This window comes from Clostridium sp. UBA4395 (assembly GCF_002390995.1).
Classification (GTDB): domain Bacteria; phylum Bacillota; class Clostridia; order Clostridiales; family Clostridiaceae; genus Clostridium_J; species Clostridium_J sulfidigenes.
On the sequence record NZ_DGRF01000016.1, the window covers coordinates 36416 to 58358 of the forward strand.

Here is a 21943-nt window from a genome sequence, read left to right on the forward strand (position 1 = left end):
TAAATACCTTCATAAGAATATATTTAAACTGTAAGAAAAGAGGTAATAACATGAGAAAAATGAAGACTATGGATGGTAATACAGCAGCAGCACATATATCCTATGCATTTACAGAAGTAGCTGCTATATTCCCAATTACACCATCTACACCTATGGCTGAGCTAGTAGATGAATGGGCTGCTAAGGGAAGAAAAAATATATTTGGTCATCCTGTTAAAGTAGTAGAGATGCAATCTGAGGCAGGGGCAGCTGGAGCATTACATGGTTCCTTACAAGCAGGAGCTCTATCATCTACATATACAGCATCACAAGGTCTATTACTTATGATACCTAACATGTATAGGATGGTAGGAGAAAGATTACCTGGAGTTATACATGTTGCAGCTAGAGCTCTTACTACGTCATCCTTAAGTATATTTGGTGACCATCAAGATGTTATGGCTACAAGACAAACAGGATTTGCAATGCTTGCAGAAGGTTCTGTTCAGGAGGTTATGGATTTAGCAGCAGTAGCACATTTAAGCGCTATAAAGGCTAGAATGCCATTTCTTAGTTTCTTTGATGGCTTTAGAATTTCCCATGAAATACAAAAGGTTGAGGTTATAGAGCAGGAGGAACTTGCAAAACTAGTAGACTATAAAGCTATTGATGAGTTCAGAAAAAATGCTTTAAATCCAGACCATCCAGTTACAAGAGGAACTGCTCAAAATCCTGATTTGTATTTTCAAATGTGTGAATCACTTAATAGATACTATGAAGATATACCTACTGTAGTAGAAAATTATATGAGTGAAATAACAAAACTAACAGGAAGAGAATATCACTGTTTTGATTACTATGGAGCACCGGATGCAGATAGGATAATCATATCAATGGGTTCTGTATCTGAAGTAGTTGAGGAAACTATAGATTATCTAAGAGCTAAGGGAGAAAAGATAGGACTTGTAAAAGTAAGACTTTATAGACCTTTCTCTATAGAGAAGTTTATAAAAGCTATGCCAAGTACAGTTAAGAAGATAGCAGTACTTGATAGAACTAAGGAGCCAGGTTCTATAGGGGAGCCTCTTTATCTAGATGTAGTAAGAGCACTATTTGGAAAAGAAAATGCTCCATTAGTAGTAGGTGGAAGATTTGGACTTGGTTCAAAGGATCCAATTCCAGCTCACATAGCTGCCGTATTTGAAAACCTCAAAGAAGATAAACCAAAGGATAGATTTACTATAGGAATAATTGATGATGTTACAAACTCATCTTTAATGCCAAAGGAAGATATAGATGCTACACCAGAAGGCACAACCTCATGTAAGTTCTGGGGATTAGGTTCTGACGGTACCGTTGGAGCTAATAAGAGTGCTATAAAGATTATTGGAGATTATACAGACATGTATGCTCAAGGATATTTCTCTTATGATTCTAAGAAATCAGGTGGAATAACTGTTTCTCACTTAAGATTTGGTAATAAACCAATTAAATCTCACTATACCATTGACAAAGCAGATTTTGTTGCTTGCCATAACCAATCCTACGTATATAGCTATAACTTATTACAAGGATTAAAGAAGGGTGGAAAATTCCTTTTAAATACTCAATGGACAGAAAAAGATTTGGAAGATAGATTACCAGCTGACTTAAAAAGATATATATCAGAAAATAATATAGAGCTCTACATCATAAATGCAGTTAAAATAGCCCAAGAAATTGGGTTAGGTGGAAGAATAAATATGATAATGCAAGCTGCCTTCTTTAAGATAGCAGATATCATACCTATTGAAGATGCAGTAAAATATTTAAAAGAAGCAGTTATAACTTCCTATGGTAAGAAGGGTGAAAAAGTTGTAAATATGAACCACGCTGCCATTGATTCAGGAATAAATTCTATAACTAAGATAGAAGTTCCAAGTAAATGGAAGGATGCTAAGGATGATAAGTTAGATATAATGAAGGATTATCCTGCATTTATTAAAGATATTGTAGAACCAATGAATAGGATGGAAGGAGATGCTATTCCAGTTTCTACATTGGTTAGAGAGGGAGTAGATAATGGTACCTTCATGGCAGGTACTACTGCCTTTGAGAAGAGAGGAATAGCAGTAAATGTGCCACAGTGGATTTCAGAGAACTGTATTCAATGTAACCAATGTTCATATGTATGTCCACATGCCACTATTAGAGCCTTCCTATTAGATGAAAAAGAAAAAGAAAATGCTCCAAAGGACATGAAATTACTAGAAGCTAAAGCTCTTAAAACTGAAGCTCCAATGTTCTTCCATATAGGAGTTACACCTTTAGATTGTACTGGATGTGGAAACTGTGCAGAGGTTTGTCCAGCTAAAGAAAAAGCTTTAGTTATGAAACCACAGGATAGTCAACATGATCAAATAGAAGTTTGGAATTATGTTGTAGAAAAAGTTGCAAACAAGAAGAATCCATTGAACAAAAATACTGTGAAGGGTAGTCAGTTTGAGCAGCCTCTACTTGAATTCTCAGGTGCATGTGCTGGATGTGGAGAAACTCCATATGCTAAACTTGTAACTCAATTATTTGGAGATAGAATGATGGTAGCTAATGCTACTGGTTGTTCATCAATTTGGGCAGCAGGAGGACCTTCAACAGCCTATAGACCTAATAAAGATGGATATGGACCAGCATGGGCTAACTCACTCTTTGAAGATAATGCTGAGTATGGTTTTGGAATGTTTATGGCTGTTAAAACCATAAGAGAAAGAATTGCACAGAATATAAGAGAAGCTTTAAGTGGGAATATTTCAGAGGGAGCTAAGCCTGTGTTACAGGATTGGTTAGATAACATGGATAAGAGTGAAGGTACAAGAGATAGAGCAACTAAGCTAACCCAAGTTCTTCAGAAAGAAAATAGTGAAATAGCTAAAAAGATACTAGAAGATAAAGAATTCTTTGTTAAGAGATCTCAATGGCTATTTGGAGGAGATGGATGGGCTTATGATATAGGATATGGTGGCCTTGACCATGTATTGGCATCAGGAGAAAATTTAAATGTATTAGTCTTTGATACAGAAGTTTATTCTAATACAGGAGGTCAATCATCAAAATCAACTCCAACGGCTGCAGTAGCTAAGTTTGCAGCATCAGGAAAACGAACTAAGAAGAAGGATTTAGGAATGATGGCTATGAGCTATGGTTATGTATATGTAGCTCAAGTATCCATGGGAGCAGATAAAAATCAGACTATAAAAGCTATTTCAGAAGCTGAAGCTTATGATGGACCATCATTAATAATAGCTTACTCTACATGTATTAATCATGGTATTAAAGCTGGAATGTCTTATTCACAAGAAGAACAGAAGAGAGCAGTAGAGTGTGGATATTGGACTTTATATAGATATAATCCAGATTTAAAAGGAACTAAGAATCCGTTCTCCTTAGATTCAAAAGCACCAAATGGAAGTTTTAAAGACTACTTATTAGGTGAGGTTAGATATGCATCCTTAGCAAAAGTATTCCCAGAAGTAGCAGAGGAGTTATTTGCAAAGACAGAAGCAGATGCTATGGAAAGATATAATAACTATAAGAAGTTATCAGCTCAAGAATAAAAAATTAGAAGACCATTTCATAGTTATGATATGGTCTTCTATAATTTAGATACATTATGAGTTTTTATTAATATAAATTTTTAAAGCTTTAATCATAAGTACCAACGCATAAATACCTAAACCCCAAAACAATAAAATTATGGGTAAAACAATTAACATAGGAATAAAAGCAAGTAAAGTCTCCATAAAAGCCTCCTTATAATATAATATAATTTAATTTAATATGATTCACTTGGTGATGTAGAGATAGATTTTTTAGGAATAAGTACCACAAGCAATGTAGATATAATTAATACAATTGTACAAGCAAGGCCACCCTCAGCTCCGAAGTTACCACCAGATAGTAAAGAGTCACTAAAACTATTAACTTTCAAAATAGAAGGTCCTATGTTCATTCCACTAACAAGAATTCCATATATATTACCTTGAGCAAAGTTCCACATGGTATGAATTGCACATACTCCAATAATATTATCTGTACGATAGGCATAAACGGAAAAGAATATACCAACTAAAATAATATTAATCATTGGTAGTATAGAAAATCCTGAATTGAAAATGTGGAGAAATCCAAATAAACAGGAGTTCAAAATAATACCGAGAATAATTCCATTTTTAGCAGCAATTGAAGTTAATAAAAAGCCTCTACATAGAAATTCTTCACTGGCACCTTGTATCATAAAACCAATAAAGAAAATAATAATTAGAGGAAGAGAAGACAGAGTAACCTTAACAAAGGATAATTGTCCAGATATTATTAGAATTAATACAACAGCACTAAACATAACAAGTCCTACTATTAATCCAATGCCATATTCTTTAAAAGCACCTTTTTTTATTAACCCCATAGAGCGAAGATTTCTTTTTTCACTAAATTTGCAATATAAAATACAGAGTATAATTAAAAATCCAGTACCAAATAAATTTATAAGAGTTAAAGTTTCATTATCTATGGTCATAGATAATCCATTGGATTTAATCACACTTATAAAACCTATTATTGCCATAGGAACCACAAGTATAAATTGACTTACTAAAATAAGAACTAAGGATATAAGTAAGTTGAGAAATGGATTGTGTTTCAGTTTAGCTTTTTTTGCTTCCTCAATCATAACGGAATGTGTGTTAAAAAATTTCATAAAAATCCCCCAATTTAAATTATAAAATATATACGGTAATATATATGTAACATTATATTATATTTTACACTATATATATTAATTCACAATATATATAATACAAAAGGAGTAATTTAATACATAAGTTTCTATTAATGAATTCATATGTGAAAATATAATTCATTAATGTATAATAATTAGTAATAAATATCTTATAATAACAGTAAGTAACTATTTTAAATAAAAGGATAGAACAATAAAGCGGAGGAAGATAATTATGAGAAATTTACAAATAAACCTTCCTAATAATCAATACGAAATTCTTATTAAATCAGGAATTATAAACAGTATAGGTAAAGAGATTTCAAAGATATATGAAGGAAATAAAATAGCTTTAATTACTGATGAAAATGTAGATGAATTTTATGGAGATATAGTTAAAGAGTCTTTAGAGGATAATGATTTTAAAGTTTTAAAGGTAGTTTTGAAACCTGGTGAAGGTAGTAAATCAATAGAATCTTTAATGAAGTTATATAATGAACTTTTAGATTTTAAGCTAAATAGGGGGAATTTAATTATAGCTTTAGGGGGAGGAGTCATTGGAGATTTAGCAGGCTTTTGTGCAGCTACTTTTTTAAGGGGAATTCCATTTGTTCAAGTTCCAACATCACTACTTGCCCAAATCGATTCATCTATAGGAGGTAAGGTTGCTATAGATTTACCTAGGGGAAAAAATTTAATAGGTAATTTTTATAATCCTAAGGCAGTATATATTGATCCTCAGGTGCTTAAAACCTTAGAAAAGAGATATGTAAATGATGGGTTAGGTGAAGCTATAAAATATGGATTAATAAAGGATAAAGATCTCTTTGAAAAGTTTGAAAGTATAGAAAGCTATGAAGCTTTATTTGAATATATAGAAGATATAATATATAAATGCTGTAGTATAAAAAAACAGGTAGTAGAGCAGGATGAAAAGGACAAAGGAGAGAGAATGATTTTAAATTTTGGTCACACCATAGGCCATGCTATAGAAAAGCTTGAAAATTATAAGGGCGTTTCTCATGGAGAAGCTGTAGCTATAGGGATGTACTCTATAGCCCTTAGATGTGAGGAATTAAATATATGTAAGGATGGAGTTGCTAACAGAATAAAAAGTTTACTAGATAAATTTAACTTACCCTATGATTTTCAAGGAAAGACCAGAGGAGATATTATTGATGCTATTTCAGTAGATAAAAAGATAATAGGAGATTTTATAAACCTTATTCTTATTGAAGACATAGGTAAGGTTTTTATTCATAAGGTTACTCATGAAGAATTAAAAAAATTTATTTAGGAGGAAAAGCTGTGGATAAAATTATAATAAAACCCAAGTTACTTAAAGGGAATATAGTTGTTCCTTCTTCTAAAAGTTTAGGGCATAGAGGGATAATTGCAGCTGCTCTAAGTAGAGGAATATCTAGAGTGTATAATATACAACTTTCTAAGGATATTGAAGCTACTATGGAGATAATGAGGGATTTTGGAGCAGTTGTTAATATTGAAGCTCAAAACTTATATATTGATGGAAGAAAGATGTTTTCCTATGAAAAGAAACTAGATTTAAGATGCAGAGAATCTGGCTCAACTCTAAGATTTCTAATTCCACTAGCTTTAACCAAAGATGGGGACTATATATTTCGTGGAGAAGGAAAGTTAATTTCAAGACCACTAGAACCATATTATAAAATCTTTGAAGAAAAGGGTATAAAATACTCAATAGAAGAGGGCGGTTTGCCTTTGAAGGTAAGCGGAAAACTTACTAGTGGTACATATAGAGTAAGGGGAGATATAAGCTCACAATTTATAACAGGGCTACTGTTTTCTCTCCCCATTTTAGAGGGTAATTCTAGAATTCAGATAACTACAAAACTAGAATCTAAGGGATATATAGATCTTACTTTAGATATTTTAAAGGATTTTGGCATAGAGATAGAAAATTATAATTATAAAGAGTTTAATATTAGAGGAGCCCAAAAATATAATAGTAGAAACTATTATGTAGAGGGAGATTATTCTCAGGGAGCCTTCTTTTTAGTAGCAGGGGCATTAGGTTCTTCTATAGTATGTTATGGTCTAAATAAGGATTCTCTTCAAGGAGATAAGGTCATATTAGATATTTTAGAAGCTATGGGATGTAATGTGGAAGAAAGTGAAGAAGGTATAAGAGTAAAACCGTCTAAGACTAAGGGCATAGAAATAGATGCCTCTAATTGTCCCGATTTAGTTCCAGTTCTTACGGTGCTTGCTAGCCTTTCAGAGGGTGAAACTAAAATAGTAAATGCTAAAAGACTTAGAATTAAAGAGTGTGATAGACTACATGCTATAACTAAAGAGTTAAATAAACTAGGAGCAGATATAATAGAGTTAGAAGATTCTTTAATAATATCAGGAGTTAATGAATTAAAGGGTGGAGAAGTTGATTCTCACAATGATCATAGAATAGTAATGGCCTTGGCCATAGCAGCCACAAGAGCTAGGGGTAATGTAATCATAAATAATCCTAGTGCCGTAGAGAAGTCTTATCCTAATTTCTTTAAGGATTATATTAAATTAGGGGGTGAAGGTGATGAGTTCAATTATAGGGAATAAAATAAAAGTATCAATTTTTGGAGAATCCCATGGTGATGCCATAGGAGTTGTAATTGATGGATTACCATCAGGGCATAGGATAAATTTTGACTTTGTTAATGAAGAAATGAGAAGAAGAGCACCAGGTAAGGATTTATTTTCTACTTCTAGAGTAGAAAAAGATATACCTAAGGTTTTAAGCGGGATTTTTGAAGAAAGAACTACAGGGGCACCACTATCAGCCATAATTGAAAATAACAATACTAAATCTAGGGATTATTCAGAGCTTAAGGTAAAGCTAAGACCAAGCCACTGTGATTACCCAGCTATTATTAAATATGAAGGATATAATGACTATAGAGGTGGTGGACATTTTTCTGGTAGGCTCACAGCTCTTTTAGTCTTTGTAGGAGCAATATGTAAGGATATTTTAAAGGAATATGATGTGTATATAGGTGCACATATAAAGTCTATTGGAAAGATAAAAGATCATGGCTTTAACAAAGTAAATATAAGAAAAGAATTATTACAAGAATTGAGGAAGGATAGATTTCCTACCTTAAATAAGATTATTTCCGAAGAAATGAAAAAAGAAATTTTAGCGGTTAAAGCTTTAGGAGATTCTATTGGAGGTGTTATAGAAGGAGCTGTTATTAACCTACCAGTAGGACTTGGAAGTCCAATGTTTCACTCAGTAGAAAGTGTATTATCCCATATGCTTTTTTCTATTCCAGCAGTTAAGGGAGTAGAGTTTGGAGAAGGGTTTAACATCTCAACCCTAAGAGGTAGTGAGGCAAATGACCAGTACTATATTGAAGGTGAGGACATAAAAACCTATTCTAATAATAATGGGGGGATTCTAGGTGGAATTACTAGTGGAATGCCAGTTACATTTTCAGTAGCATTTAAACCAACGCCATCTATAGCTTTACCACAGAAAACTGTAAATATGGAGACAAAAGCTGATGATATTTTAGAAATTAAGGGAAGACATGATCCTTGTATAGTACAAAGAGCAGTGCCAGTGGTGGAGTGTGTCACTGCCATTGCTATTTTAGATATGATGCTTCAATAGGCATTCTAGAAGGGAGAAGAGTTTTGAATAATATCATATTAATAGGTCTATCAGGATGTGGGAAAACATGTCTAGGGAATATAATTAGTAAGGATGAAGAAATAAATTTTATTGATTTAGATGAATATATAGAAGAAAAAAACAATATGACTATAAAGGAAATGTTTAGCATTAGCGAAGAATACTTTAGAGATAGGGAAACAGAAGCAGTTAAACAGGTTTCTAAACTAGAAAATACTCTTATAGCCACAGGGGGTGGCGTTATAAAGAGAAAAGAGAACATGGATGCCTTAGGGAAAAGTGGATGTATAATATTTATAGATAGAAAACCGGAAAAAATAATAGAAACTTTAGATATATCAAATAGACCTCTTTTAAAAGAAGGAAAAGATAAGATATATGACTTACATAAAGAAAGGTATAAGCTCTATAAAAAATATGCTCATATTACTATAGATAATAATGATAGTACGGAAAAGGTTATTAATATTATAAAGGATATAATTAAAATTAAGCTCCATAGGCGATAGTATTAATAGATATATTCCTTAAATCTTATCTGTTTATAAAGTCATATATGGATCCTTTTTAATATTATATTAATATAGAGAATTGAGGTGAGGTCATGGATACTAAGAAAATACTATCTATCATAAAACGGCAAGAAGGATTAAAGTTAGATTTCAAACAAAAGCTATCCTTAGATTTTGAAAGTGGCAAAAAAGAACTAGCTAAAGATGTTTGTGCCATTGCTAATTCAAAGGGTGGAAGAGGATATATAGTTGTAGGTATTGAGGATAAAACAAAAGAGTTAATAGGCTTAGATGAAAGTGAAGTTTTCACAGAAGAACAAGTACAACAAATAATATCTTCTAGATGTGAGCCACCAATCCCAATCTCTGTAGATGAGTATAATATAAGTAAAAAAAGGATTTGTATAATTACAATATATGATGGAGAACAAAAGCCATATCAACTTAAGGAGAATGGAGCATTTTATATCAGAAGAGGCTCTACCACCGATACTATGAGAAAACAGGAACTAGTAGAAGCCTTTGAGGAGAATTTAGACTTTTTTATTGAAACTTCCCAAGTGGTAAGAAGTGATATAAATCTTATAAATATGGAAATAGTAAAAAACTATTTTAATAAAAAAGGCATAGTTATAAATAGTTCTAATGAAAAATTTCTTATGAGGAGTGCAGGAATATCATACACAGATAAGGATACTGGAGAAGAGAAATGTACCTTGGGAGGGCTGTTAGTATTCTCTGATAACAATAGTCTTTGCATACCTCAAAATATGATTAGGATAACTAATAATTTAGGTAAGGTAAAAGAAAGGGTAAATGTTGTACAAGGTAATCTCTTGTCTATGATAGATAAAAGCGAAGATATATTAAGAAAAATATTACCTAAGAATTATCCTATAGGAGCTATAGTTGAGGCAATAAACAATGCAGTACTTTATAGGGAGTATTCTTCCATAGATAGAGTAATAGAAGTAGTAATATCTAGAAACAGTATAATAGTTAATAGCCCAGGACAAATGATACAGAACAATTCCACAGGGAAAAGAATTAACTATAATAGAAGAAACATGTGGCTTTATGAGAAACTAGTAACACTAGATGAAAATAAAAGATTTTTAAATAATGAAGGTGGATTTGGAAAGATAAAAAAGCCTTTCAAAAAAAATGTGACCTTTATAAACTCTAGAGCAGAAGACTGTTTTAAGGTAATCTTACCAGGAACAAAATTCTATGAAGGTAAAAAGTAGTGATATTAAGGTTAATTAGCAGTAAGTTTATAATCCGTATAAGTAAAAGATTAGACGATAAAGTAGGAACTAGAATTTATCGTCTAATTTTTTTGTAACGAAATTAATATTTTACGGACTTACTAATAGGAGGTGAAAATGTGGAAGATATAGAAGTGTACTATAAAAGCCATGGGAAAAAGGTGTATTACTATTTATTATCTATGGTACATGATGATAATTTAGCAGAAGAGCTAACACAGGAAACTTTTTATCAGGCTATGAAAACTATTAATAAATATCGTGGGGATTGTAAACCTTCTGTATGGCTTTGTCAGATTGCTAAACATGTTTGGTACAAACACCTTGAAAAGAATAAGAAATATGAAACTATTTCAATGGAAGAAATAAAAATAGATATAATGGATTCTTATGATCTAAATTCTGAGGTTATGAATAGATTTGATAAGTTAGCCTTTTATAAGAAGTTGCGGGAATTAGATGATAATATGAAAGAGGTTATTTATTTATGAATTTCTAGTGATTTATCTTTTGCAGAAATAGGTGAAATAATAGGGAAATCGGAGAACTATTCAAGGGTAATGTTCTATAGGGGAAAAAAGAAGCTAATGGAAGGAGAGCTAACAAAATGAAATTAGATTGCTATATAGTAAAAGATTTATTGCCAAGTTATGTTGATAATTTGACAAGTGATGAAACATGTAAAGATATAGAAGAGCATCTAAAAGAGTGTAAAGATTGTAATAAAGAATTTCAGCAAATGATAAAACCTATGTCTGTTACAGATAAAGAGAAGCAAAACAATACTAAGGAAGTACATTATTTTAAAAAATGTAAGAAAAAATATTCAACCATGGTTAAGTTATTGATTGCAATAGCAGTTATATGTGCATTGCTATTTGCAGGATTAGTTATAATACTAACCTCGGCATATCATCAGCAGTATAATAATAAAGCAGTAAGCAATAATCTATGTATAAGTATAGAAGAGAATGAAAGTATCGATTTTATTGGGGAGTATGATGATTATAAGATATATACCTATAAATTAGAAGAAGCATACTTTATTGATTTTTTTGCAAATCGAATAGAAATAAAAGATGCATTTCAAAAGGGTAAAACATCATTAAAAGATATGACTAAACATTTAGAACTAGTAAATGAAGAAAATGGTAATAAGATATACGAATTTGAAAACTATCAAATTATTTTTAGTAAGGACATATGTGTAATAGCTCCATTATCTATAAAGGGAGAAGGTATAATTCAAGCTGTTGAAGACTACGTAGCAGAATAAGATTATTTGTTCACCAATTTTGCTATTAAGTTGGAATTTCATGCACAGAATATACCGTTTTGTGCATTTTTCTATAAAATAAGCTGATTATAGGTTACAATGTGGTTATTAAAATTAATACCCTTTAAGTGGAGATAGATTTAGTAGTTTAGCTAGATATGTCGGAGGTCAAGGATTGTTTAATTTGAAACTTACAAGAAATCCGTTTTCTCTGCTTTATGTTTTATAATGATTAAAATTATGTATAAAGGAGTTATAAGCATGGATTTAGTAATAATCATGTTAATCCCATATATTATTGTGTTATTATCACAAATTTTCTATAAAAAAAAGCATTTAAAAAATGGTAAGAAAACAGATAGTACAGAGCATTTAGTTGCAGTAGTATTTGGAAATAGTGTGTTGGCTTATGTATGTTCAAATTCTGCATTTACAGATAATATGCGTACTACAATAATAGGACTTTTCACAGTTTTGTATGTAATATTTTGGGTTATTTGTTTAGGTATAGATAATAAAAAATAAGATGAAGAAAACAAAATTTAACATTAGGAAAAACTTAATTTTAGTAGTTTAGCCATTGAAAGAAGGAAAAAAGATAATGAAAAAAGTAATGTGGTTAGGTCTTTCTATAGAAATAACAGTCTTGATAATAATGATATTATTTGTTGTATTCCAGAAACCAGTACCAGGATTACTCGTTGGTATTTTTGTAGCTGGAATGTTAACAAGTATAATATCTTCATTCTTCGTACAACGAGAGAAGGTTAAAGAAAATTAAACTATTTAAGTATATGAAATTTTATATAGGAAACTAGTTAAATATGATCCTAGGTAACTATATAACTTTTTAACTAGTTAACTAGTTGTTGGCACCGTGGGGGTTTGTGGGTTTTTTGAATGTTTTTATTTATTAAATGAATAGAAATTAACATTAATTTAAGTGGAGGAGCAAAATGGTTAGTTGAAACTAAACTAAAAGTATTATAACTTAAAGGAGGAAAGTCAGAATATGAATTATTTATCAGGATTTACTGTAATTTTAACCTGTTTTTTTACCTTCTACTGTTTTAATGAATTTATGTTTTCAATACACTTATGTGATAGTGATAATATTAATAAGGATGCTTTCAATGAAGTATTGTATTTTAAAAATATAATGTCAATTGTATATTTATTTTGCTTTATTTGTTTTTTATCTTTGACTATTTTTGGCTATCTTAAAAATTGTATTTTTACTCCATGGAAAGCTAGGGTATTAGGTGTTCAAACATACATAACATTACTGATAATACTTAGTCTGCTAGAGTTTTTTAAATATAAGAAGAACAAATATAAGATAAAGAAAACAAAATTGAATATTAGGAAAAAGCTAATTTTAGTACTTTCAATACTTATCTTTTCTTTGATTTCCACCCTTATAAGTGCATATATGATTTTATAATATTAATGTGAATAATTTTTTAATAACTATGGATATAAGAGGTACTATAATAAGCTTTATATAAATTAAAAAGAAGAGTATTTTAAGTAAGGAAAAAGAACCCATTACAGATTGATTATATACATTCTGTAATAGGCTCTTTTTAATTCGGAACAGTAGCCTACCTTCTTCTACAGACTTCATTATAAAGTAAAACTAAAGTTTCAATGTGAACTTCTTCATCCTTTACTATTCTTTCAAGTATTTCTTTTACCTTTTCATCTTTAATTAATTTTATAGTTTCTTTATATTGTCTAATGGTAGCTTTTTCACCGTCTATATCTTCACGAAGCATGGAGGTTAGATTTGAGCCATATTCAATAAATTTAGGTGACCAATGTCCTTTATTAATTTCAAATCTAGGATTTCCACCAAGAGCTATGAGAAGTTTCCCCAAGATTTCTAGGTGCTCCAGTTCTACCCTAGCTATGTCCATTAAGCAATGGGATACATCTTCAAATTTTTCAGACATAGCTAGGCTGTGATATATATATTGATTTACAGAAGTTAGTTCTGAAATAGCACCAGCATAGTTAAGTTGTATTAGGTGTACATAAGATTTATTTTTATCCGTGCAACCTATTTCTGGATAAGGTAAATCTGCTTTATATATATTCTTAGCTTCCATAGCATATCTCCTTAAAAATTTTTACCATATATAATATGGGGATGAATATATTTTAGTGAGAGTTATTTATTACTATTGTTGAAAAAATAACATAACATATATCTAAAAATGTAGTTTTTATATATAAGGCTTAATCCTAGTTGTATAAAAGGTTCAAATGGGGTGGAATATCGGAAGTGTGGAAGACAAGAAGTTAAGAATAAGGGAAGGGTTATAAGAAAAAATTGCAAAGGGAAGTTAATGAGAGGATGCCTTGACTATTCTTATATGGAAGTCATATACTTAATTTATAAAAATTATACTTTTTAATTAAAAACATATTTAAGTTTATAAAAGTTGATAATTTAAAATCCATAATAAACTGAGGTGGGGTTTAGCAATTTAGATCTAATAATTGAATCTCATATAAATTTAAGTCATGTCATGGTAAAAATTCAACTTAAGCTGTAACTTAAATTTATGTGCTATTTTTAACTGACAACACTGGAATTAAGCCAACTTAAATTATAAAATACATAAAAAGGGGAGACTTTAGATGAAAATTAATAAAAAAATTATATATCCCATAACTCTTATAGGTATATATATGGTGTATTTCTTTTTCCTAGTAAAATACTTCTATAATAATGATTTACTTATAGGTGTTAAAAACATAACTATATCAAATGTTGGGATACAATTATTAGGTGATTTTCTAGCTAACTTACTTATTGTAATAATTATTATGTTAATTATGCTTAGGAAAAAACAATCATTAAATATAACTGGAACAACGAGAAATGGCAAAATAGTTGCTTGTATTTTATTTGCAATTTATATAGGAATATTTTTTATTAAAGGTGATTTCTCACTAGCAGGTATATATAAACCATTATTTTTTCTAATTACTATAGGGTTTGCAGAAGAGTTTATTTTTAGGGGATACTTATTTACAGAATTAGATAAAGAGCTACCTACCTATTTAGCCGTAATAATTAGTGGTATGATGTGGGGTGCTATGCATGCTACTCTTCCAATTATCGTAAATAACTATTCAGTTACGCGGTCCTTAACTGCTATCTTCTCAGAACTTGGAGGAGGCATTGTGGCTGGAGGACTATTTATTTTATTATACAAAAAGAGTAATTCTTTGATAATTCCTATTTTGGTACATGCACTATTAGATTATTGGCCAGTGTTAGTAGGCAAGGTATAATTATTTATCCTAACAACCTATTAAGCTTAAAATGTATACGTTTATTAACGATTATATATTACTTATTAAATTGTTATACTGAAGGGGTGGAACATTTTATGAAAAGGATTAGTCTAAGATTACTATCAATTTTCTTTATACTAGGTATATTATTAACTGGATGTAAGAAAGAGGAGCGTTCAATTGAATTCTCTGATAAAAGTTTAGAACAATCACCTGAGAATAGAAAAATCATGCAAGAGTATTTAAAAGAAAACTATAGTGCTATAGATTTAGAAGATGAAAGTGAATTTAAAGATTTAGACATTATGGATTCGGATATAGAGGGAAAGGAAATCTTTTTTACTGCAGAACTTCATGGGACTAAGGCTAATGAACAGTTAAACACGAAATTATTAAAATATTTCAAAGAAAAATCAGATTTTAAATATTATTTATGTGAACTTTCCTATAGTGATACTTATTTTATAAATAAGTATTTAGATACTGGGGATATAAAAATATTAGAAGAGATATATAAGCCACTAAAAGGAACCTTTGCATGGAATAAGGATGGTTATAACCATTGGAAGAAGTTATATGAGTATAATAGTACTCTACCTAAAGAGAGTAGAATAGAGGTTATAGGTGTGGATATAGAACATCAACCAATCAATGCATATAGGTTTTTAGTAGATGTTTTACCTGATAAAGAAGCACCTAAAGAAATAAAAGCAGTAATAGATAAGATTAAAAGTACATTTAATGATTTAGATAAATTTGATGAAACTTTTGCTCAATGTTCAAAGGAATTGCAAAATGATATTAAAGAGAAGGAAAGTATATACAAAGAGTATTTTGGAGAAAAATTCACTAGTTTTAACCTTGTAAATATGAACGTATTAAATCAAATAGAAGCTTATAAGCATAAGGATGATCATGTTGATTGGGATAATACTAGAGATAAAATGATATATGAAAATTTTCAAACTCTTCAGAAGGAATTACCTAAGGGTAAGTATTATGGACAATGGGGACTTAACCATACATTTCAAAGTAAAGAAAAAGATAAAATGTGGTTTGCTGCATATTTAAATTCTGATGACTCAATATTTAAAGATAAGATTTTAACAGTGATATATAATTATGATAGTTGTGAGGGAATGGGTAAATCAGGAGATGGTGGCTATATCACCAATGAGCTCCATGTTGTTTATCCACAAATCAAGGAAACTAATAATTTATTGGAAGGCAATTTGAATATTTATAAATTAACGGGTGAGAATACACCTTTTTCTGAAGCACCAATGTATTATACTAATAATAATCTAGAAGAGCTAGAAGAGCTAGAAGCAAGCATGTTAGATTTTTTTCAATATATCGTTTGTATAAGAAACTCTAAAGCAACAGAACCACTTAATGATGAATATAATTAAGTGATGATGACTTTAATTATAATTTCTGAGGTTATCAAAATAAAAATTTTAGCTGAATTGACAAAAAAATTTAAACATGTAATAATTAAAAAAACATGTTAAAACAGTTCCGAAAGGGAGTTAAGTATGGATTTAATAAAGTTATTAGAGGAAAATCCTATAATAGCAGCAGTTAAGAATGAGAGTGAACTAGATATAGTACTAGATTCAGATGTTCAGGTAATATTTGTCCTATTTGGCGATATACTTAATATTAAAGAAATAAGTGAAAATATAAATTCTAAAAATAAGATAGGTATAGTTCATATTGATTTAGTAGATGGTATTACTAATAGAGAAGTTGGAATAAAGTACTTAAAGAAAGAAACTCAGTTTAAAGGCGTAATAAGTACAAAACCTCAGGTAATTAAATATGCCAAGGCTTATGACTTATTAGCAATACAGAGAGTATTTATCTTTGATACTCTTTCACTAAATAATGCAATAAAGCATCTAGGAGAGGCCTGTGATGCTATAGAGATATTACCAGGGGTTATACCAAAGGTTATAGAAAAACTTGCAGAAAAGTCTAATAAACCTATAGTCGCTGGAGGACTTATTGAAAGTAAGGAAGAAATAATTACAGCTTTAAAATCAGGAGCAACCTGTGTATCTACTACAAAAGAGGAAATTTGGGCTATGTAGGCTAAGAGTGATGAGAGAGGCTACATAAGACTAGAATGCTAGTTTTATGTGCCTTTTTATTATTTATAAGAATGATTTTATCCGATGACTACCAGCTCTAATACTCCCACTTTCTTCAAAGAGGGAGTAAAGAGCTGTTACGTCCCTGGATAACGATTTCTAAGCTTCAGAGGGAGTAAAGACTCCCTCTGAAGCAAAGAATTCTGTTTATACATAGATATTTAAGTAATTTATGGATGGAGGATTAAAATGGCAGATTATATAATTGCATTAGATCAAGGAACTACAAGTTCTAGAGCTATAATTTTTGATAAGGAACAAAACATATTAGGGGTGAGTCAAAAGGAATTTACACAAATATATCCTAAAGAAGGATGGGTAGAACATGATCCTATGGAGATATGGAGTAGTCAGTACTCTATGCTTCAAGAGGTTATGGCAAAGTGTAATATATCACAAAAAGATGTAGCTGCTATTGGAATAACTAATCAGAGAGAAACTACTATTGTATGGGATAAAAACACAGGGATGCCAATATATAATGCAATTGTATGGCAATGTAGAAGAACAGCTCATATATGTGATGAGTTAGTAAATCAAGGTTTTAGTGAATATATAAAAGAAAATACAGGATTATTAATTGATGCATATTTTTCCGGAACAAAGATTAAATGGATTTTAGATAATGTAGATGGAGCTAGAGAAAAGGCTGAAAGAGGAGACCTTTTATTTGGAACTGTAGATACTTGGCTAGTATGGAAGCTTACTAATGGGAGAGTTCATGTTACAGATTATACTAATGCTTCAAGGACTATGCTATATAACATTAAGGAATTAAAGTGGGACGAGAAAATATTAGATATATTACAGATTCCTAAATCTATGTTACCTGAAGTTAAAAATTCCTCAGAGGTATATGGTCATACTAACTTAGGTGGAAATGGGGGTATTAGAGTTCCTATAGCTGGAATAGCAGGAGATCAACAGGCAGCTTTATTTGGTCAGGCGTGCTTTGAAAAAGGAAGTGCTAAAAATACTTATGGTACAGGATGCTTCTTATTAATGAATACAGGTGATGAGATAATTAAAAGTAAAAATGGATTAATAACTACTATTGCCATAGGTATAGATGGAAAGGTTCAGTATGCTCTTGAAGGTTCTGTATTTGTTGGAGGAGCAGTTATCCAATGGCTTAGAGATGAATTAAGAATGATAACTGATGCTGTGGATACTGAGTACTTTGCTAATAAGGTAGAGGATAATGGGGGAGTATATGTAGTTCCTGCTTTTGTAGGACTTGGAGCACCATACTGGGACATGTATGCAAGGGGAGCAATCTTTGGATTAACCCGTGGAGCTAATAGAAATCATATTATAAGAGCTGCCTTAGAGTCCATAGCCTATCAATCAAAGGCTGTTATTGATGCCATGTCTGAGGATGCTGGATATAGAATTGAAAAGCTAAAAGTAGATGGAGGAGCAAGTAGAAATGGATTTTTGATGCAATTCCAGTCAGATATTATATGTCAAGAAGTTACTAGACCAATAATATCTGAAACTACGGCCTTAGGGGCTGCATATTTAGCTGGTCTTGCAGTAGGTTTTTGGAAGAGTAAAGAAGAAATTGCAGAGAAGTGGTTTGCTAGTAAGACCTACACGCCAAACTGCGATAAAGAGACTTCTGAGAAACTTTATGCTGGATGGGAAAAGGCTGTAGCAAGGACTAGACAATGGGAAGAAGATTAGTTAAATTTATTTTATGGAGGTAGGCTATGGAAATTAAAATAAAGAAATTTAATGAATTAACCACAGAAGAGTTGTATAAGATTTTAAGAGTAAGGAATGAAGTATTCGTAGTAGAACAAACTTGTATTTATCAAGATTGTGATAATAAAGACTATAATTCATATCACTTGTATGTAGAAGAAGGAAATGAAGTAGTAGGATATTTGCGAATAGTTAATAAGGGAATCTCTTATGATGAGATATCTATTGGAAGGGTATTAGTTAAGGACACTCATAGAAATAAAGGTCTAAGTAGAAAAATTATGTTAGAAGGAATTAAGTTTATAGAAGCGAAACTTAATTCTAATGAAATTAGATTATCTGGCCAAGTTTATATAAAAGGATTTTATGAAAGTCTTGGGTTTAAACAAGTATCAGAGGAGTACTTAGAAGATGATATTCCTCACGTAGAAATGTTATATAAAAAATAGATTTGACCTTTAAGTTTAATAACTAAAGAGCAGTTTCATGGACACTTTTTTTTAAAAGTGATATACTATAAGTGTAAATGAAATATTAGTGCTGATAAGAGATTTAGAGACAGGCACAAAATAAGGAGTTATATCCTTGTTTTGGCTTGTCTTTTTTGCGATTAAAGGAGGAAATTTTAATGTATGATATAGCTATAATAGGTGCTGGAGTAATTGGAGCTTCCATATTTAGAGAACTTATGAGATATGATTTAAAGGTAGCAATAATAGATAAGGAAAATGATGTTTCCATGGGGACAACTAAGGCAAATTCAGCCATCGTCCATGCAGGCTATGATCCTAAGGTAGGAACTTTAATGGCAAAGTATAACCTTAAGGGTAATGAAATGTTTGAAGAAATTTGTAATGAGTTATCAGTACCCTTTAAGAGAAATGGTTCTTTAGTAATTGGATTTGATGAAGAAGATATGGAAACTATAAAAGAGTTATATGACAATGGAAATAAAGTTGGAGTTAAGGGACTACAAATTTTAAATAGAGAGGAAGTCCTAGAAAAAGAGGTTAATTTAAGTGATAAGGTTATGGGTGCACTATATGCACCAACAGGAGGAATTGTTGGTCCCTTTGAATATACAATAGCCCTTGTGGAAAATGGAGTAGAAAATGGTGGAGAGGTTAAATTAAATAGACAAGTAATTGGTATAGAAAAGAAAGAACATTTTATTATAAATACAGCTGAAGGTGAAGTTATAGAAAGCAGATATGTTATTAATGCAGCAGGAGTCTATGCTGACAAAATACACAATTTAGTATGTAAAGAAGCCTTTAAGATAAATCCTATTAAGGGAGAATATTTTGTTATGGACAAGAGCCAAGGTGATGTAGTTAGTCACACCATATTTCAATGTCCTTCTAAACTTGGGAAGGGTATATTAGTGACACCTACAGTTCATGGAAATTTGTTAGTTGGTCCAGATGCAGAAAGTGTAGAGGATAGAGATAATGTTGCAACTACAGCTGAAAACTTAGAGTTTATTAAAAATACTGCTGTGAGAACCACAGATAAAATTAATTATAGAGAGAGTATAAGAAATTTTGCAGGACTTAGAGCAAATCCAGATTGTGGAGATTTTATTGTAGGAGAAGCGGGAGACGTAAAAGGCTTTATAGATGCAGCAGGAATGAAATCGCCAGGATTGTCTTCAGCACCAGCGGTAGCTTTAGATGTGGTAGAAATTCTAAAAAATTCAGGACTTAAGGCTGAGTTAAAAGAGAACTTTAAAAATACTAGAAAGCAAATTAACTTCATGGAATTATCCAGTGAAAAAAAGGCAGAACTTATAAAAAAGGATAGTCGATATGGAAAAATAATCTGCAGATGTGAAAGTATAACAGAAGGTGAAATTATAGATAGTATAAAGAGATCCTTTGGAAAAGTAACCCTAGATGGAGTAAAGAGAAGGTGTAGACCAGGTATGGGAAGATGCCAAGGTGGCTTCTGTGGTCCTAGAGTTCAAGAAATAATTGCAAGAGAGTTAAAGGTTCAAATGGAAGATATAGTTCAAGAAAGCGATGGCTCATATATTTTAATTGGAAGAACTAAGTAGGAGGAAACATTTATGTATGATTTAATAGTAATAGGTGGAGGTCCAGCGGGACTTGCAGCAGCTTATGAAGCTTATAATAATGGAGTTGAGAAAATATTAATAGTGGAGAGAGATAGAGAGCTTGGAGGAATATTAAATCAATGTATTCATAATGGTTTTGGACTTCATACTTTTAAAGAAGAGCTTACAGGGCCTGAATACGCTCAAAGATTTATCCATATGATAAGTGATACTAGGGTTGAAGTTAAGCTTAATACCATGGTATTAGAAATAAAAGAAAATAAAGAGATTCATATGATAAATGAGGAAGATGGATATTTAATACTAAAGGGAAAAGCTATCATTCTTGCTATGGGATGTAGAGAAAGAACTAGAGGAGCTATAAATATGCCAGGGGATAGACCTTCAGGAGTGTTTACAGCAGGAGCTGCTCAAAGATATATCAATATGGAAGGATATATGCCAGGAAAGGAAGTTGTGATTCTAGGATCAGGTGATATAGGTCTTATTATGGCAAGAAGAATGACTTTGGAAGGTGCAAAGGTTAAGGCTGTAGTAGAGCTTATGCCTTATTCTAACGGACTTAATAGAAATATTGTTCAGTGCCTAAATGATTATGATATTCCCCTTTATTTATCACATACTGTAACTAATGTTGTAGGAAGAAAGAGATTAGAAAAGGTGGTAATTGCTAAAGTAGATGAAAACAAAAAGCCAATAAAAGGTTCTGAAATTGAGTTTCATTGTGATACGTTATTATTATCTGTAGGACTAATACCAGAAAATGAGTTATCTTCTAAGGCTGGTATTGATAAGGATAGAAGAACAAATGGACTTATAGTGAATGAAAGCATGGAAACTTCTGTAGAAGGAATATTTGCCTGTGGAAATGTAGTGCATGTTCATGATTTAGTAGACTTTGTTAGTGCAGAATCTAAACATGCTGGATTTTGTGCTGCCAAATATATTAAAGGTAAAGATGACAAGGGGAATTATATAAATATAATAAATGGTGAAAGAATTAATTATACTGTTCCCCAAAGATTAAATGTAGAGGCTGTAGAAGATAAATTAACCATATTTATGAGGGTAAATAATATATATCATAATAAGAGGATTGTGGTTAGATGTGGTGAGGATATAATCTCTAGCTTTAAAAGAAATCACTTAGCACCATCGGAAATGGAAAAGATTTTACTTAATAAAACTCAATTAGAAAAGATTACAGGAGATATAACAATTTCTCTAGAGGATGGTGAATAA

At 31.1% G+C, this 21943-nt stretch carries 20 protein-coding genes; 17 read left to right on the forward strand and 3 right to left on the reverse strand.

What is annotated here, in order from left to right; translation table 11 throughout:
• Positions 1-50 precede the first annotated feature (50 nt).
• A complete protein-coding gene (gene nifJ / locus B2694_RS01145) occupies positions 51-3569 on the forward strand; it encodes a pyruvate:ferredoxin (flavodoxin) oxidoreductase (RefSeq protein ID WP_346884198.1) in 3519 nt (1172 codons plus the stop codon).
• 54 nt (positions 3570-3623) lie between these two features.
• Here nifJ and B2694_RS01150 read toward each other — a convergent pair whose 3' ends face one another.
• Positions 3624-3755 (reverse strand): hypothetical protein, encoded by a 132-nt coding sequence (locus B2694_RS01150; RefSeq protein ID WP_346884199.1) that lies wholly within the window; start codon positions 3753-3755, stop codon positions 3624-3626.
• Positions 3756-3787: 32 nt separating this feature from the next.
• Positions 3788-4708, reverse strand: coding sequence for a type II CAAX endopeptidase family protein (locus B2694_RS01155; RefSeq protein ID WP_346884200.1), 921 nt, complete (start codon positions 4706-4708; stop codon positions 3788-3790).
• 256 nt (positions 4709-4964) lie between these two features.
• Here B2694_RS01155 and aroB point away from each other — a divergent pair, with 256 nt between their 5' ends.
• From aroB to B2694_RS01200, 9 genes are all read left to right on the forward strand, one after another.
• On the forward strand, positions 4965-6026 hold the full coding sequence (gene aroB, locus B2694_RS01160; protein WP_346884201.1) for a 3-dehydroquinate synthase: 1062 nt from the start codon (positions 4965-4967) through the stop codon (positions 6024-6026).
• An 11-nt stretch (positions 6027-6037) separates the two neighbouring features.
• Complete coding sequence (gene aroA / locus B2694_RS01165) at positions 6038-7321, forward strand: 3-phosphoshikimate 1-carboxyvinyltransferase (protein ID WP_346884202.1); 1284 nt, start codon at positions 6038-6040, stop codon at positions 7319-7321.
• The gene (gene aroC, locus B2694_RS01170) at positions 7299-8375 is read left to right on the forward strand and encodes a chorismate synthase (RefSeq protein ID WP_346884203.1); all 1077 of its coding nucleotides are present in this window, start codon (positions 7299-7301) and stop codon (positions 8373-8375) included. The genes aroA and aroC overlap by 23 nt, the downstream gene beginning before the upstream one ends.
• A 23-nt stretch (positions 8376-8398) precedes the next feature.
• A complete protein-coding gene (locus tag B2694_RS01175) occupies positions 8399-8905 on the forward strand; it encodes a shikimate kinase (RefSeq protein ID WP_346884204.1) in 507 nt (168 codons plus the stop codon).
• Positions 8906-9000: 95 nt separating this feature from the next.
• Positions 9001-10155: a helix-turn-helix domain-containing protein gene (locus B2694_RS01180; RefSeq protein WP_346884205.1), complete on the forward strand. Its 1155-nt coding sequence runs from the start codon at positions 9001-9003 to the stop codon at positions 10153-10155.
• A gap of 140 nt (positions 10156-10295) precedes the next feature.
• Positions 10296-10667, forward strand: a complete 372-nt coding sequence (locus B2694_RS01185) for a sigma-70 family RNA polymerase sigma factor (protein ID WP_346884206.1) — start codon at positions 10296-10298, stop codon at positions 10665-10667.
• 116 nt (positions 10668-10783) lie between these two features.
• Positions 10784-11452, forward strand: coding sequence for a zf-HC2 domain-containing protein (locus B2694_RS01190; RefSeq protein WP_346884207.1), 669 nt, complete (start codon positions 10784-10786; stop codon positions 11450-11452).
• Positions 11453-11713: 261 nt separating this feature from the next.
• A complete protein-coding gene (locus tag B2694_RS01195) occupies positions 11714-11977 on the forward strand; it encodes a hypothetical protein (RefSeq protein ID WP_346884208.1) in 264 nt (87 codons plus the stop codon).
• Positions 11978-12053: 76 nt separating this feature from the next.
• The gene (locus B2694_RS01200; RefSeq protein ID WP_346884209.1) at positions 12054-12233 is read left to right on the forward strand and encodes a hypothetical protein; all 180 of its coding nucleotides are present in this window, start codon (positions 12054-12056) and stop codon (positions 12231-12233) included.
• A gap of 823 nt (positions 12234-13056) precedes the next feature.
• On the opposite strand, the gene B2694_RS01205 is transcribed toward B2694_RS01200, so the two are convergent.
• Positions 13057-13563 (reverse strand): ferritin-like domain-containing protein, encoded by a 507-nt coding sequence (locus B2694_RS01205; RefSeq protein WP_346884210.1) that lies wholly within the window; start codon positions 13561-13563, stop codon positions 13057-13059.
• Positions 13564-14098: 535 nt separating this feature from the next.
• Here B2694_RS01205 and B2694_RS01210 point away from each other — a divergent pair.
• The 7 genes from B2694_RS01210 (at position 14099) to B2694_RS01240 (ending at position 21943) form a co-directional block, all read left to right on the forward strand.
• Positions 14099-14758 carry a CPBP family intramembrane glutamic endopeptidase gene (locus B2694_RS01210; RefSeq protein ID WP_346884211.1) on the forward strand — a complete coding sequence of 220 codons (660 nt, stop codon included), beginning with the start codon at positions 14099-14101 and terminating at the stop codon, positions 14756-14758.
• A gap of 98 nt (positions 14759-14856) precedes the next feature.
• Positions 14857-16173, forward strand: a complete 1317-nt coding sequence (locus B2694_RS01215; RefSeq protein ID WP_346884212.1) for an erythromycin esterase family protein — start codon at positions 14857-14859, stop codon at positions 16171-16173.
• A 126-nt stretch (positions 16174-16299) separates the two neighbouring features.
• Positions 16300-16857: a glycerol-3-phosphate responsive antiterminator gene (locus tag B2694_RS01220; RefSeq protein WP_346884213.1), complete on the forward strand. Its 558-nt coding sequence runs from the start codon at positions 16300-16302 to the stop codon at positions 16855-16857.
• Between the two features lie 249 nt (positions 16858-17106).
• On the forward strand, positions 17107-18603 hold the full coding sequence (gene glpK, locus B2694_RS01225; protein WP_346884214.1) for a glycerol kinase GlpK: 1497 nt from the start codon (positions 17107-17109) through the stop codon (positions 18601-18603).
• A 26-nt stretch (positions 18604-18629) separates the two neighbouring features.
• Positions 18630-19073, forward strand: a complete 444-nt coding sequence (locus B2694_RS01230) for a GNAT family N-acetyltransferase (protein ID WP_346884215.1) — start codon at positions 18630-18632, stop codon at positions 19071-19073.
• Between the two features lie 179 nt (positions 19074-19252).
• Positions 19253-20680, forward strand: coding sequence for an NAD(P)/FAD-dependent oxidoreductase (locus B2694_RS01235; protein ID WP_346884216.1), 1428 nt, complete (start codon positions 19253-19255; stop codon positions 20678-20680).
• Positions 20681-20692: 12 nt separating this feature from the next.
• The gene (locus B2694_RS01240; RefSeq protein WP_346884217.1) at positions 20693-21943 is read left to right on the forward strand and encodes an FAD/NAD(P)-binding oxidoreductase; all 1251 of its coding nucleotides are present in this window, start codon (positions 20693-20695) and stop codon (positions 21941-21943) included.

What these genes read in the sequence shown, in the direction of transcription:
- B2694_RS01215 (WP_346884212.1), top strand. Translation starts at nt 14,857, where the DNA reads ATGAAAAGGATTAGTCTAAGATTACTATCAATTTTCTTTATACTAGGT.
- B2694_RS01205 (WP_346884210.1), bottom strand. Translation starts at nt 13,563, where the DNA reads ATGGAAGCTAAGAATATATATAAAGCAGATTTACCTTATCCAGAAATA.
- glpK (WP_346884214.1), top strand. Translation starts at nt 17,107, where the DNA reads ATGGCAGATTATATAATTGCATTAGATCAAGGAACTACAAGTTCTAGA.
- B2694_RS01195 (WP_346884208.1), top strand. Translation starts at nt 11,714, where the DNA reads ATGGATTTAGTAATAATCATGTTAATCCCATATATTATTGTGTTATTA.
- B2694_RS01200 (WP_346884209.1), top strand. Translation starts at nt 12,054, where the DNA reads ATGAAAAAAGTAATGTGGTTAGGTCTTTCTATAGAAATAACAGTCTTG.
- B2694_RS01155 (WP_346884200.1), bottom strand. Translation starts at nt 4,708, where the DNA reads ATGAAATTTTTTAACACACATTCCGTTATGATTGAGGAAGCAAAAAAA.
- B2694_RS01190 (WP_346884207.1), top strand. Translation starts at nt 10,784, where the DNA reads ATGAAATTAGATTGCTATATAGTAAAAGATTTATTGCCAAGTTATGTT.
- nifJ (WP_346884198.1), top strand. Translation starts at nt 51, where the DNA reads ATGAGAAAAATGAAGACTATGGATGGTAATACAGCAGCAGCACATATA.
- B2694_RS01240 (WP_346884217.1), top strand. Translation starts at nt 20,693, where the DNA reads ATGTATGATTTAATAGTAATAGGTGGAGGTCCAGCGGGACTTGCAGCA.
- aroC (WP_346884203.1), top strand. Translation starts at nt 7,299, where the DNA reads ATGAGTTCAATTATAGGGAATAAAATAAAAGTATCAATTTTTGGAGAA.
- B2694_RS01150 (WP_346884199.1), bottom strand. Translation starts at nt 3,755, where the DNA reads ATGGAGACTTTACTTGCTTTTATTCCTATGTTAATTGTTTTACCCATA.
- aroB (WP_346884201.1), top strand. Translation starts at nt 4,965, where the DNA reads ATGAGAAATTTACAAATAAACCTTCCTAATAATCAATACGAAATTCTT.
- B2694_RS01210 (WP_346884211.1), top strand. Translation starts at nt 14,099, where the DNA reads ATGAAAATTAATAAAAAAATTATATATCCCATAACTCTTATAGGTATA.
- B2694_RS01230 (WP_346884215.1), top strand. Translation starts at nt 18,630, where the DNA reads ATGGAAATTAAAATAAAGAAATTTAATGAATTAACCACAGAAGAGTTG.
- B2694_RS01220 (WP_346884213.1), top strand. Translation starts at nt 16,300, where the DNA reads ATGGATTTAATAAAGTTATTAGAGGAAAATCCTATAATAGCAGCAGTT.
- B2694_RS01235 (WP_346884216.1), top strand. Translation starts at nt 19,253, where the DNA reads ATGTATGATATAGCTATAATAGGTGCTGGAGTAATTGGAGCTTCCATA.
- B2694_RS01180 (WP_346884205.1), top strand. Translation starts at nt 9,001, where the DNA reads ATGGATACTAAGAAAATACTATCTATCATAAAACGGCAAGAAGGATTA.